13 protein-coding genes are annotated in these 12,461 nt (G+C 63.7%); 8 read left to right on the top strand and 5 right to left on the bottom strand.

The genetic code is table 11. The features are described 5' to 3' along the window. Positions 1-136: 136 nt before the first annotated feature. The 3 genes from ABW043_RS00940 to ABW043_RS00930 are packed head-to-tail and all read left to right on the top strand — an operon-like array spanning position 137 to position 4,273. Entirely contained in the window at positions 137-928 is a 792-nt protein-coding gene (locus ABW043_RS00940) for a helix-turn-helix transcriptional regulator (protein WP_353919372.1), read from the top strand. Between the two features lie 8 nt (positions 929-936). Next, positions 937-2,010, top strand: a complete 1,074-nt coding sequence (locus ABW043_RS00935; protein WP_353919371.1) for a sialidase family protein — start codon at positions 937-939, stop codon at positions 2,008-2,010. Positions 2,011-2,017: 7 nt separating this feature from the next. Continuing rightward, positions 2,018-4,273, top strand: coding sequence for an MFS transporter (locus ABW043_RS00930; RefSeq protein ID WP_353919370.1), 2,256 nt, complete (start codon positions 2,018-2,020; stop codon positions 4,271-4,273). Here ABW043_RS00930 and ABW043_RS00925 read toward each other — a convergent pair. From ABW043_RS00925 to ABW043_RS00915, 3 genes are read right to left on the bottom strand one after another with little or no spacing between them, the layout of a single operon-like run. Beyond that, positions 4,270-4,761: a hypothetical protein gene (locus ABW043_RS00925; RefSeq protein WP_353919369.1), complete on the bottom strand. Its 492-nt coding sequence runs from the start codon at positions 4,759-4,761 to the stop codon at positions 4,270-4,272. The two genes, ABW043_RS00930 and ABW043_RS00925, sit on opposite strands and share 4 nt — an antisense overlap. Beyond that, positions 4,758-5,219, bottom strand: coding sequence for a hypothetical protein (locus tag ABW043_RS00920; protein WP_353919368.1), 462 nt, complete (start codon positions 5,217-5,219; stop codon positions 4,758-4,760). Before ABW043_RS00920 ends, ABW043_RS00925 begins: the two co-directional genes overlap by 4 nt. Then, positions 5,203-6,393 (bottom strand): N-acetylglucosamine-6-phosphate deacetylase, encoded by a 1,191-nt coding sequence (locus ABW043_RS00915; protein ID WP_353919367.1) that lies wholly within the window; start codon positions 6,391-6,393, stop codon positions 5,203-5,205. The genes ABW043_RS00920 and ABW043_RS00915 overlap by 17 nt, the downstream gene beginning before the upstream one ends. A 64-nt stretch (positions 6,394-6,457) precedes the next feature. Between ABW043_RS00915 and ABW043_RS00910 the strand changes: the two genes are divergently transcribed. The 3 genes from ABW043_RS00910 to ABW043_RS00900 are packed head-to-tail and all read left to right on the top strand — an operon-like array spanning position 6,458 to position 8,637. After that, a complete protein-coding gene (locus ABW043_RS00910; RefSeq protein ID WP_353919366.1) occupies positions 6,458-7,228 on the top strand; it encodes an SDR family NAD(P)-dependent oxidoreductase in 771 nt (256 codons plus the stop codon). After that, positions 7,225-8,220 carry a GntR family transcriptional regulator gene (locus ABW043_RS00905; protein WP_353919365.1) on the top strand — a complete coding sequence of 332 codons (996 nt, stop codon included), beginning with the start codon at positions 7,225-7,227 and terminating at the stop codon, positions 8,218-8,220. The genes ABW043_RS00910 and ABW043_RS00905 overlap by 4 nt, the downstream gene beginning before the upstream one ends. A gap of 15 nt (positions 8,221-8,235) precedes the next feature. Then, the gene (locus tag ABW043_RS00900; RefSeq protein WP_353919364.1) at positions 8,236-8,637 is read left to right on the top strand and encodes a RidA family protein; all 402 of its coding nucleotides are present in this window, start codon (positions 8,236-8,238) and stop codon (positions 8,635-8,637) included. Positions 8,638-8,641: 4 nt separating this feature from the next. Here ABW043_RS00900 and ABW043_RS00895 read toward each other — a convergent pair whose 3' ends face one another. Further along, complete coding sequence (locus ABW043_RS00895; RefSeq protein WP_353919363.1) at positions 8,642-9,427, bottom strand: IclR family transcriptional regulator; 786 nt, start codon at positions 9,425-9,427, stop codon at positions 8,642-8,644. A 165-nt stretch (positions 9,428-9,592) separates the two neighbouring features. Here ABW043_RS00895 and ABW043_RS00890 point away from each other — a divergent pair, with 165 nt between their 5' ends. Beyond that, positions 9,593-10,897: an aspartate aminotransferase family protein gene (locus ABW043_RS00890; protein ID WP_353919362.1), complete on the top strand. Its 1,305-nt coding sequence runs from the start codon at positions 9,593-9,595 to the stop codon at positions 10,895-10,897. A 101-nt stretch (positions 10,898-10,998) separates the two neighbouring features. Continuing rightward, on the top strand, positions 10,999-11,994 hold the full coding sequence (gene dgcA / locus ABW043_RS00885; RefSeq protein ID WP_353919361.1) for an N-acetyl-D-Glu racemase DgcA: 996 nt from the start codon (positions 10,999-11,001) through the stop codon (positions 11,992-11,994). A 118-nt stretch (positions 11,995-12,112) separates the two neighbouring features. Here dgcA and ABW043_RS00880 read toward each other — a convergent pair. Then, positions 12,113-12,461 (bottom strand): MurR/RpiR family transcriptional regulator (locus tag ABW043_RS00880; RefSeq protein WP_353919360.1); only part of this gene is annotated, 349 nt, incomplete at its 5' end.

The raw sequence follows: 12,461 nt of genomic DNA, 5'->3' as shown, positions 1-12,461 counted from the left end.
CTGTGTTCCCTCTGCCACCATCTGAGACCAAGCGCGGTCCATCGTCTGTTGAGCAGTACGGCAGCAAACTAGGAATTCCGATTGCGCCTGCCACACTTCAGTGGCGGCGCACCCCGCTTCATGCTGCTGTGCCGACATGATCCAAAGCGTCGATCCCGATGGCATCATTCTGCGCGAGCACCGTCTCGGTCGCTTCGACCGCCGCATGCCCATCGGCCCGGCGCAGTGGGATTTTCATGACCTGCTCTGGATCCACGAAGGTAGCGTCCGCCTCAGCGTCAATGGCGGCGACGGCATCACGCTCAGCGCCCCCGGCGGCATCCTGATCTTGCCCAACACACCCTTCTCCGGCACCACCATCGGCGGCTTCGCTACCGCTTCGATTTGCCACTTCACTTTGGTCAGCGCACAAACCGACGGCCCCGGCTATCTCCTCCCCCGCCCCGGCGAAGCCATGCACGTCCAATCCATGCTGCGCCTCAGCCTCGATCTCGCCAGCGCGACCACCGAGGCGGACCTGCAACGCCGCCGTCGGCTCCTCCTCGCCATGCTCGACTGTTTCGATCACCCCACCGCCACCCACAGCGAGCCTGCGCCCGGCGACGACGGCCTCGACATGGCCTGGGGCCAGGCGACAAAATCCCTCCATAAGATGCGCACCCTCAGCGACGTCGCCGCCGTGATGGGTGTCCATGAAAGCGCCCTGCGCGCCCGACACCGCCGCCAATACCGCACCTCTGCCGGCAGCCACCTGCGCGAAATGCGTCTGCGCCGCGCCGAAGACCTGCTCTCGACCACCCGCTATACGCTCGGCGAAATCGCCCGCCTTATCGGCTATGGCCACGCGGAAACCTTCATCGCCGCCTTTCACCGCAGCCGCGGCTGCACCCCCGGCGAATTCCGTCACCGCTCCAATCCCTTTGCCTGAGAGCCCCAATGCAGCTCCTTGAAACCGGCACTCTCTACGCCAATCCCGATCCGCTCCTCGTCAGCCGTCAGGCTGCCTTCCCCGGTCTCGCCCGCTTGGCCAATGGCGACATCGTCGCGCTTTTCTCCATCGGCCAGGCATTCGACGCCGCCGACATGCGCGCCTTTGTTAGCCGCAGCACCGACAACGGTCGCACCTGGAGCGCTCCCGCGCCGCTCCACACCAAAACCTTCACCCCCGAAGAATCCGAAACCTTCAAGCCCGCCGCCCTCGCCGACGGCACCCTGCTCGCCACGGGCTATGTCTTCCTCCGCCCCACCCCGCTCACACCCATCGTCGATCCCAAGACCAACGAACTCCTGCCCCTCCACAACAAGCTGTCCTGCTCCCACGACGGCGGCCACACCTGGACGGTGCCTGAGCGTTTCACTGTCGACGATGCCGGCCTCGAACTCTCCGGCCCCATCATCCAGCGCGCCTCCGGCGAACTCCTCGGCTCAGGCGCCCCATTCCATCTCGGGCCCGACAATCACGAAGGCTGGCTGATTTCCAGCGTCGACAATGGAAAAACCTGGCAGAAGAAATCCGTCTTCTTCCGCGCCGAACCGAGCACCATTGCGCCCTGGGAAAGTCGCCTGATCGACTTCGGCGGCACCCGCGTCGGCGTCCTCTTCTGGGCCTTCGACATCGCCGCCGGTCGCAACCTGACCAATCGCCTCGCCCTCTCCGAGGATGGCGGCAAAGCCTTCCGCACCCTCGACACCGGCATCCACGCCCAGGCCTCCAACGGCCTCGCCCTCGGCGACAGCGAAATGCTCAGCATTCACGCCCATCGCGAATCCCCCGTCGGCCTCAATATCTATCGCTCCCGCCTGCGCCACGACCGTCTGGAAGTGCTGGACACACTCGCCCTTTTCGCCGACGAGAGATTGGGGCAACGGACGGGGGAGGCCGATCCTTTCGCCAGCCTGCGCTTCGGCCAGCCGAGCCTCCTGGCGCTGGGCAATGGGGAATACCTCGCCTGCTGCTGGCAGGTCGAAAACAACCAGCACGTCATCAAAACCTTCCGCATCCGGCTCTGAGGCCATTGTGTCGACGACACCAGAACTGACCGACTACGCCAAGCTGAGAAAAATGCCGTTCTATTACGGCTATTCCGTACTCACCGGCACCGCCGTGCTCTGCACCGTCGGCGCGCCGCTAGTGCTGTTTTCGGCTGAACTGGGCATCGACAAGGACCGCATCGGCCTCATCGGCGGCATCCTGCCTTTCTTCCAGGTCCTTGGCATTGCCGCCCTGCCGGTCATCCTGCACTTCGGCACCAAGCGCGTCGCCGCCCTCGCCCTCATCGCGCGCTACCTGTTCCTGCTGCCGCTTTTCATCGCCCCCCTCTTCATCGCCACGCCCAACGTCGCCTTCGCCCTGATCTTCGGCGCCATCATCTGCTTTGCCATCTGCCGCACCCTCTCCGAAGCCGCCGTCGTCCCGTGGTCGCAGGAAATCATCCCCCGTCTCGTGCGCGGCCAGGTCAGCGGCAAGAACGCGCTGGCCTACCTGCCCACAGCCCTCATCGGCTCTTTCCTCATTCAGCTCTGGCTCGATGGACAAGACGGCATCGAGCGCTTCTACCCCGTCTTCGCCATCGGCATCGGAATTGGCATTGTCGGCGGCCTCTTCCTCTTCGGCCTCGGCGGCGGCGGCCCGCGCGCCTCCTCCCGCAGCAGCCTCGACGCTATCCGCCAACTTCGCGTCCCCCTGCGCGACCGCAATTTCCTCGCCTTTCTCTATTCCTCCGGCAGCCAATACCTCGTCTTTTCGGCGCTCAACATTTTCCTGCTGCTCTTCTTCCGCGAGCGCCTCGGCATTTCGAGCGGCCAGATCGTGCTCATGGCCGCGCTCGTCCCCGTCGGCTCTGCCGCCGGCAGCTATGCGGCCGGCTGGTTCATCGACCGCCACGGCACCCGCGCCATCCGCATCACCCTGCAGACGCTGCAGGTCGTCATGCTCCTCGCCCTGCCCTTCCTCCATGGCGGCATTCCCGGCGTCGAGCTGCTCGTCGGCCTCGTCTTCTTCCTCTTCGGCTTTTTGGTGCAGGGCGCCATGGTCGGCGGCAGCGTCTACATGCTCAACTATGTGCCGCCCACCGAGCGCGAGAGCTACATGGCCCTCGCCTATTCAAGCGACGGCATCTTTGGCGGCGGCCTCACCGTCCTTGCCGGCATCTTGGTCCAATATTTCGAGCACAACAGCACCAATCTCGGCTCGGCCCATATCGGCGGCTACGAAGTTCTCTTCCTCGTCGCCGCCTTTGTCACCGCCAGCTCCGCCGCCGTCTTCGCGCTCCTCAAGGAAGAAGGCGCCACTGGCGTCCGCGATTTCCTCGGCCAGTTCTCTACCGGCAACCCACTGCGCGCTCTCTGGGGTATCCAGCGTTTTTCCAGTTTTACCTCCGAACAACGCCGCCGCGACCTCGCCTACAGCTTTGGCGGCACCGGCAGCACCCTCGCCAAGGACGAATTGATCTCCGCCCTGTCCGACCCCAGCTTCGATGTCCGCCACGAAGCCATCCGCGCCCTCGGCCGCCTCCCGCCCACGCGCAAGGCCCTCCACGCCCTCGAAGAAATCCTCACCTATGACGGCCTGATCGAGCTGCAGTATGCCGCGCGCGATTCTGTCGGCCAGCTTCAGTCCCGCTCCAGCGCCGCAAAGATCGCCCGCTTCCTCGACGACGGCAATCGCCTCCTGCGCTCCCGCGCCGCCCGCTCGCTCGGCGACATCCGCGCCGAGACTTACCTGCCAGCCATCAGGAAAATGCTCGCCGAAGACCCCGACATCGACTGTCGCCTCGCCGCCGCCTCCGCCCTCGGCAAGTTCGGCGACCGGCAAAGCGTCCCCGCCCTCGTCGCCATCTACGTCGATCAGGCCGGCGACGAAAACCCGATCAGCGAGCCACGCAGCAAGGTCGTGCTGCTGGCCATTTCAAAAATCCTCGGCATCGAAGAACAGTTCGCCCGCAACTGGCGCCGCGAACAACGCATGCCCGGCTACTGCCTGCCGGCCCTGCTGAGCCGGTTGGCCAAATCGCTCGACGCAAAAGACAAACGCACCGAGAGCGTCCGCGCCACCTTGCAGCAAGCCGCCGCGGGCCTCGGCACGGGCCCAACCGCGGAAAGCTTCGCTGCCCTCCGTGCCCTGCGCTCGCTCATCGCCGCTTCGCCCCACAGCGAAGCGCTACCAGTGGTGGAATTGATCGACGGAACCCGAGACATTACCGAGGCCCATCCGGCCCTGATGGTCCTTCTCGCCGTGGCCGCCCGCCACGTCCTCCGACCGCCGAAGGACTAGGTCGCGGCCTTCTTGTCCGGCCATCCCATCAAAAGCTGCACCGATTTCTCCGCCTCTTTCGCCTTCTCCGCATCCTTGAAGATGCGCATGACGCAACGCGGCTCGGTGCGGCTGATGACGTCGTAGACGAGGTGATAGCCGGTCTTGTCCATGATCGGCCCGATCCAACCGGCGCAATGGTCGCAATAGCGCGTCATTGGCGCGGCATCATTGTCCATCACCTTGGCAAGGCTCGGGCAGCCATGCATGTGCAGTTCCAGATGCTCGTCATCGACCATCAGGTCGAGCTCGCAGTTTTCCTCTTCCTCGATCACCGACCAATATTCGTACATGCCCTGCAGGCCCTTGGTCTTGATCAGATCGAGAATATGCTTTTCCTGGTTCTTGCTGATTTCGAGCCAGTAGAGGTCGAGGTCCTCCTGCCCCTTGCTTTCAAGGAACTTGAACACCTCGTTATAGAACCGGGTGAAATGGTCGCTGGGGATCATGCGCGCCTCCGGATGATCTGCCGGCATGCGCCGGGCCCGGTAATTTCCGTATCGATCCGATAGGCCGTCCCCTCGGCAATCGCCTCGTTCACCTTGGTCGTCTGGTCGCAGAAATGCGCCGAAACCGACGGGGAAATCTTGGCGACATGGTGATAGGCCGTGCAGCGCCGTACGGTGAGAACGATCTCGTCCTCACTGACCGCAATGTCATAATCGGCATCTTCGCGGGTGAAAAAGTGCCGCCAGTGCCGCACCATCTCCTCCGGATGGCCATCCAGCATATGCCGCCGCAGGTCGACATAAACATCCTTGCCCACCTTGGCGAAAATCTCATGCAACACCTCGACGCCGTAGCGCTCGACGATGAAGTCGATGGTCGTGTTCACCGCACCATGAAAATCGAGGTGAACATTGCCCTCTTCCTGATAGCGCAGCGGTGTTTCAGGCAGCTTTTGCATGGTCGCGCCTAAAGTAGGATTTGCCACCGATAATGGTCTCCTCAACCGAGAGGTCCACCGCATCGAGCAGCACGAAGTCGGCCAACTTCCCCGTTTCGATACTGCCGAGGTCTGCTTCCCGCCCGACAACCCGCGCCGGCACCAGGCTCGCCGCATGCGCCGCCTGCACCAGGTCCGCACCGGCCATCGACACATAGTTTCGCATGGCCTCGTCCGAGGTCAAAGACGAACCACAAAGCCCGCCATTGCGATCCCGCACCGCCTTGCCCGGCGCACTGGTCACGAAATAGCCGGGATAGAACTCGAACTCCGTCCCCGGCAGGCCCGCATATTTCATCGAGTCCGTTTCGAGGAACACTCGATCCACCGGCAATTGCGCCAGTATGCGCAGGAGTTTGGGATGCGCGTGAATACCATCGGCCACGACACCCAGCGCCAGATGCCGCTCCGCCAGCAGCGCATCGGGCAATGAAAACACATGCACCCCCGAATTGTCCGGTGGGATGGTCCGCATCACGTCATACATATGCGTCACCGCATCGATCCCCCAGCCGACATAGCGCGAGACATCGTCCGGCGCCGCCTGGCTGTGGCCGAAATGGATCGAAACCCCCGCCGCCTTCATCGCGCGGATAAACTGTTCCGCACCCGGCAGTTCCGGCGCAATTGTCACGGCCGCCAACCGCCCTTGCGCCCTCTCGAGCATCATCGCCGCCAGCTCGGCCGACGGCAGTTGCAGGTTCTGCGGATTATGCGCCCCGGGCGAATTGAAGCATGGCCCCTCGCTGTGAATACCCAGCGCCCGCGCCCCCTCGGCCCGCCCGCTGGCCTCGGCCAGCCGCGACAGCACCGACCCGAATTCCGCCGGCGGCTGGCAGCCGATAGACGGCAGAAATGCCGTCACGCCACGCGCCGGCAGCTTGGCCGCAGAATCCGCCACCCCGTTCGGCGTTGCGTCCGAATAGAGGTTGATATCGAACCCGTGCTGCAGGACGTCGATCATGCCCGGAAACAGCACTTTCCCGCTCGCGTCCTGCACCTGAAAATCAGCCCCAGTCGCCGTTTCCGGGGCGACCAGACCAAGAATCCGTCCGTCTTCCACCAGCAGGTCTTGCCGCAGAATCCCCGTGGGCGTCACGACCAGACCGCCTGCCCACTTCTGCTTGACACCCATTGGGGAACCTCTATTAGCATGTTATTATGCTAATGAGTTAACTCACTTCGTTTCGGGTGTAAATATGGATCGCCGCACCGTCTGCATCACCGGCTCCACGCAAGGCATAGGCTACGGAATTGCCAAGGCTTTTGCCAATGACGGACATCGCGTGATCCTCAATTCTCACATTCGCGACGACCGGGCGGAAGATGCCATCGGCGAACTTTCTGCCCTTACCGAAGTGCGTTTCGTGCAAACCGATCTCTCAAAGCCCGGCGGGGCAGAACAGCTCATCGAAACAGCCCACGCGCAGTGGGGATCGCTCGATACGCTCGTCAACAATGCCGGCACCTTCCTAGATGCCCCCTTCGGCCAGCTGACCGAGGACATTTTCGACCGCACCTTCGCCCTCAATGTGCGCGCCTATCTCTTCGCGAGCCAGGCCTTTGCCAACCGCGTCAAACCCGACCAGATCGGCGCCAACATCATCTGCGTCGGCTCCACCAATTCCATGGCCGCCGAACGCGATAGCGTCGCTTACGACGCCTCCAAGGGCGCCGTCCTCATGCTGGTCAAATCCCTCGCCGTGACTCTCGCCAGTCGCGGCATCCGCGTAAACGGCCTCGGCCCCGGCCTCGTCCGTACCCCACTTACTGCCGCCGCGCTCGCCTTCGAGGAATTGAGAAAAGCCCTCGCTCGACAGATTCCGCTCGGCCGTATCGCCGAGCCTGAAGATATCGGTGGAGCCGCGGTCTTTCTTGCTTCCGATGAGGCGCGTTATATTACAGGACAGATGTTGTTCATCGATGGCGGGATTCTTGCCAACCAACTGTCCTGGGGTGTCGAACCGTGAATGTTGAACTGACACCGCGCCATCTGCAATTGCGGGACCTCTTGTTCCGCCGTTGGAAAACGGCCGGTCTCAAGGCCGGGGACAAGATCGAGTCGCAGAACGAGATCACCAAGTTCTGTGATTTTTCGCTGATCACCGTCATCAAGACGCTCAAGGACCTCGAAGCAGAAGGTGTCATCCGCCGCCAGGTCGGCCGCGGCTCCTTCCTCGAAAAGGCCCCCTGGGCCGAAGCCCATCACCGTGTCGGTTTCTTCTACAACCGCAACATCGTCGGCGGCGGCATCTTCAACAACGAGTTCTATACCCGCCTCGTCATCGCGCTCGAGCGCGGCATCGTCTCGGATGGCCACGAATTCGTCATGGGCAGTTTCACCCACGAGAGCATGCCCGTCACCTTCTGGGACCGCCTCGACATGGTCGTCCTAGCCGGTATCACCGACGAAACCGACATTTCCGCGCTGAGCCAGACCACAAGCCAGGTCAGCGTACTCGACGCCACAATGAACCTCCCAGGCATCCACAGCTACAGCCTCGACTACGGCCCGGCCTTTGAAGAAATGTTCGAGCGCCTCGGCACCAAGCCCAATCGTGTGCTCTATCTCGATACGGTCCACATATCGTCCGAACAGGCCTCGCGCCTCAAAAAATTCAAGGCCGCCTGCGCCGCCAGCGACGCCGTCCAGACCCTTAGGGTCACCGAGGTCAATCAGGAAGACCACACGGCCGATATCACCGCGCTCGAAGAAACCATTGCCGAATTCCAGCCCGATCTAATCTGCGGTTACATGCACCACCGCTGGCATGCCCGCATGGCCGAGGCCCTCGCCAAGCCGGTGCGCATCTACCCCTATGGGCTCGATTCCAACCGCCCCGGCTTCGTCGTCGAAAGCGGCGCCTGGCTCAAGACCGTGCTGCCAACCATTTATGAGAACCTCGACGACCGGCGCGGCGAAGGCGGCGTCCACACCTTCCCGGCCCATTTCGTTTACTGATCAGGACTTTTATCCATGTTCAAGCTCGTCGATAGCGGCGCCCGCTCGCACCTGCCTTTCAGCCCCGCCTTCATCGCCGGCGACCTGATGTTCGTTTCCGGCCAAGCCTCGGTCGATAGCGCCAGCGGCGCCATCGTTACCGACACGTTTGAAGGCGAAATGCGCCGCTCGATCGAGAACCTGCGCGCTATCCTGGTAGCCGGCGGCCTCAGCCTCGACCACGTCGTCAACGTCAAATCCTACGTCGCCGACGAAGCCGACCTTGCCCTCTACAACCAGATTTATCCCGAATATTTCAGCGAACCCCGCCCCAGCCGCAGCACCATCGTCGGCGTCCTCGGCACCAAGCTCAAGTTCGAGCTCGACTGTGTCGCCTATGCCAAGGCCACCCGCCAGCAGGCCGAGCGGATCGGCTGACGCACTAGCCCGAAATTGTTGGCGCGACCGGCGGTAGCGCCTGGGTAATCCGGCGCGCCGCATCCTGCAGCGCCTCTGCAACGCGGTCTGCCAGCACCCGCATGCGGTTTTCCGGCGCCGACAGGCTCATGGCGGCAATCGGAAAACCGTGCCCGTCGAGGATCGGCACGCCGATGCAGGTCACACCATCCTCGTTCTCGCCCGTCTCCATGGCAAAGCCGCGCCGGCGCGTCTCCATGACCTGCCGGCGAAACGTGCGCGGATCGGTCAGCGTGCGAAAGGTGCGCTGCTCGAACTCGGGAAGAATAAGCCGCTCGACCGTTTCGTCCGGCAAAAAGGCCGCGATGGCCTTGCCGAGAGACGTTGAGTGGACGGGATGGCGATGGCCAATCCGCGCCTGAAACCGCTGCGACCGCGTCGCCTCGCGAATATCGACATAGACCACTTCATCTTCGGCAAGCACGCCAAGGTTCACCGTCTGGCGAAAGCCGTCGACCAGTCGATCGAGCTCGGCTTCCGCCGAACGCCGAATGCTGTGATGCACGGCGTCTTTTTGTGCCAGCGCACGAAACCGCTCGCCGACCCCATAGCGATCCCGCTCGATGTCATGCGCGAAAAAACCGGAAGCCGATAGGGTCTGCAGATATCGGAACACCGTGGTCTTGGGCAGCGAGAGGGCCAGAGCCACCTCGGCCAGCGTCACGGCATGGGGCTGGCTCGCGACATAGGCAAAAACCTGCATCGCCTTTGCCACCGGCAAAACCGAATACTGGTCCGAACCCTTCGCCATCGCCAACCTCAATCTCTGTGCCGCGATTGGAGATCATGCCGATCATCGTGTCAACTCGACGACCCCCGGCGAAGTCGCAAACTATTCCGTCCCACGAAACGCCATGGCGTTTACCGCAACCGCGCCGTGGTGTGTCCTGCACTCAGAGAATTCGAGGAGCAGCAAATGCTGAAGTTTGACGAGTCCGCACGCATCATCGCGTCCGAATCTCGCTTTGTGGCCGGTGGTGTAAACAGCAATTTCCGTCTGGGCATGGGCCACGGTCCGCTGGTCTTCACCCATGGCGAAGGCGCCTACCTCTACGACGTCGATGGCAACAAGATCATCGACTACTATTGCGGCATGGGCGCCATGGTCCTCGGCCATAGCCCGGCCGGCGTGCAGACCGCCGTTAAGCAGCAGGTCGACAAGGGCATACTCTTTGCCGGCCAGTCGCCCATCGAATACGAAGCCGCTCGCATCATCTGCGAACGCATCCCGAGCGCCGAGCGCCTGCGCTTCGGCTCTTCCGGCTCCGAAGTCGCCCAGGCCGCCATGCGCCTCACCCGCGCCGCCACCGGCCGCCGCACCATCGTGAAATTCGAAGGTCACTATCACGGCTGGTTCGACAATATCCTCTGGTCCACGGCCCCCTCCCTCGCCGATGCCGGCTCCGCCGAAGACCCCAACCCCGTCCCCGGCAGCAAGGGCCAAAGCATGGCCGATGCCGATGGCCTCGACGTGCTGCAATGGAACGATCTCGCTGCCGTCGAAGCCCGCCTGTCGCGCGGCGACGTGGCGGCCGTCCTCATGGAAGCCGCCATGTGCAATCAGGGCGCCATTTCACCCATGCCCGGCTATCTCGAAGGCGTACAAGCCGCCTGTCGCAAATACGGCACCATCCTGATCTTCGACGAAGTCATCACCGGCTTCCGCCTCGGCCAAAAGGGCGCACAAGGCCGTTTCAATGTCACGCCCGATCTCTCGATCTTCGCCAAGGCCATCGCCAACGGTTTCCCCGTCGCCGCCATAGTCGGCCGCGCCGACCTCATGGACATGTTCGCCACCGGCGGCGTGCTCCACGGCGGCACTTTCAACTCCCAGCCTGTCCCGATGGCCGCCATGGTCGCCACCCAGCAGGCTCTCACCCCCGAGCACTACGAAAAGACCTCGGTCTATGGCACCCGCCTCCGCGAAGGCATCCGCTCGATCTTTGCCGAGACCGGCATCAAGGCCCAGGTCACCGGCTACGAACTGATGTTCCACGTCGGCTTCGGCCTCGACGCCCCGGCCCGCAACTATCGAGACCTCGCCCGCGCCGACAAAGCCGGCTATGCCCGCTTCGCCCAGGCGCTCCTCCGTCAGGGCGTGCGCGTCCTCGAACGCGGCGCCTGGTTCGTCTCGTCCGAGCACAATGACGAGGTCGTCGACAAAACCCTCGAAGCGGTCCGCGCTGCCGCCCTCGAAGTCGCCCCAACGCTGCCAAGCTGACCCAATAACGAGCCGGCGCAATGCACCCGCGCCGGCTCCCGCCGTTGATCCGATCACTCATCCGCTGTTAGGAGTGCCCCACTTCTTTTGCGGATTGCCCAATGACCACCACCAGTCTTCGCGCCGAGATCGAGAGCTTTCCGATCGCCGGCCGCTTCACCATTTCCCGCGGCAGCAAGACCGAAGCGCGCGTCATTCGCGTGGAACTGGAACAGGACGGCATCACCGGCCGGGGCGAATGCGTCCCCTATTCGCGTTATGGTGAAACGCTCGAAGCAACGCTGGAAACCATTCTGAGCCTCGCTCCGCAACTCGCCGCCGGCCTCGACCGCATCGCCCTTCAGTCCGCCCTGCCCCCCGGCGCCGCCCGCAACGCGATCGACTGCGCCTTCTGGGATCTCGAAGCCAAACGCGCCGGCACCGATGTCGCTAAACTGGCCAACATCCTGCCCCCAGCACGTATCGAAACGGCCTACACCATCAGCCTCGACACACCCGAAGCCATGGCCGAAGCCGCCGCACGCCACGCCCACATGCCGCTACTAAAACTCAAACTCGGCGCTCCCGGCGACGCCGACCGCCTCGCCGCCATCCGCGCCGCCGTGCCCGACACCCGCCTCGTCGTCGACGCCAACGAAGGCTGGCAGCCAAACGAGCTTGAAAGCCTGCTCCGCGCATCCCGCGACGCCGGTATCGAACTTGTCGAACAGCCCCTCCCCGCCGGCAATGACGCCCTCCTTGCGGAGATCGAGCACACCGTCCCGATCTGCTCCGACGAAAGCGCCCACGCCCTCGCCGGCCTCGACCAACTCGTCGGCCGCTACGACGCCATCAACCTAAAACTCGACAAGACCGGCGGCCTCACCGAAGCCCTCGCCGTAGCGCAGCGCGCCAGGGAACTGAACCTCGCCATCATGGTCGGCTGCATGGTCAGCACCTCCCTCTCCATGGCCCCCGCCTCCCTGCTGGCCCCCTTCGCCCGCTGGGTCGACCTCGACGGCCCGCTCCTCCTCGCCGCCGACCGCCCCAACGGCCTCGCCTACACCGACGGCGCTATCGACCCGTCCGTCAGTCGCCTCTGGGGTCGGCACTCCTAAAGCTCCCGCCCAAGACTCTCCACTCCATCGTCACCACCGGGCTTGTCCCGGTGGTCCATGCTGAGGCGAGATGGATTGCCGGGACAAGCCCGGCAGTGACGACGGGGCGAAAGAGCACCTAACGCGGGTGCGTCACATCCCGCGTGCGCTGCAACGCATCCACGGTCTGCTCATACCGCTGGTTGGCCACCCCGAGGAACAAACAATCGACAATCGCCAACTGCGCAATGCGGCTGACCATGGCCCCCGCCCGCAACCGGCTCTCCCGCGCCCGGCTCACGAGACACTCCTCCGCCGCCTTTGCCAGCGGTGATTCCGGCGACCCCGTCAGCGCTATCGTCAGCGCCCCCGCCTGCCGCGCAATCTCGATATAGCGCACCGTATCCGCCGTCTCTCCCGAATGGGAAAACCCGAAAGCCACCGTCCCCGGCGGCGACAGCCGCGCCGCCGTCCACGCCTCATGCGGA

The organism is Devosia sp., from assembly GCF_040509215.1.
Lineage (GTDB): Bacteria > Pseudomonadota > Alphaproteobacteria > Rhizobiales > Devosiaceae > Devosia.
The sequence above is the reverse complement of the archived record's forward strand: the minus strand, read 5'-3'. Positions and strand labels throughout refer to the sequence as shown.

Coding starts and splice junctions, on each gene's coding strand:
- ABW043_RS00940 (WP_353919372.1), top strand. CDS start 137: ATGATCCAAAGCGTCGATCCCGATGGCATCATTCTGCGCGAGCACCGT.
- ABW043_RS00935 (WP_353919371.1), top strand. CDS start 937: ATGCAGCTCCTTGAAACCGGCACTCTCTACGCCAATCCCGATCCGCTC.
- ABW043_RS00925 (WP_353919369.1), bottom strand. CDS start 4,761: ATGATCCCCAGCGACCATTTCACCCGGTTCTATAACGAGGTGTTCAAG.
- ABW043_RS00920 (WP_353919368.1), bottom strand. CDS start 5,219: ATGCAAAAGCTGCCTGAAACACCGCTGCGCTATCAGGAAGAGGGCAAT.
- ABW043_RS00915 (WP_353919367.1), bottom strand. CDS start 6,393: ATGGGTGTCAAGCAGAAGTGGGCAGGCGGTCTGGTCGTGACGCCCACG.
- ABW043_RS00910 (WP_353919366.1), top strand. CDS start 6,458: ATGGATCGCCGCACCGTCTGCATCACCGGCTCCACGCAAGGCATAGGC.
- ABW043_RS00900 (WP_353919364.1), top strand. CDS start 8,236: ATGTTCAAGCTCGTCGATAGCGGCGCCCGCTCGCACCTGCCTTTCAGC.
- ABW043_RS00895 (WP_353919363.1), bottom strand. CDS start 9,427: ATGGCGAAGGGTTCGGACCAGTATTCGGTTTTGCCGGTGGCAAAGGCG.
- ABW043_RS00890 (WP_353919362.1), top strand. CDS start 9,593: ATGCTGAAGTTTGACGAGTCCGCACGCATCATCGCGTCCGAATCTCGC.
- dgcA (WP_353919361.1), top strand. CDS start 10,999: ATGACCACCACCAGTCTTCGCGCCGAGATCGAGAGCTTTCCGATCGCC.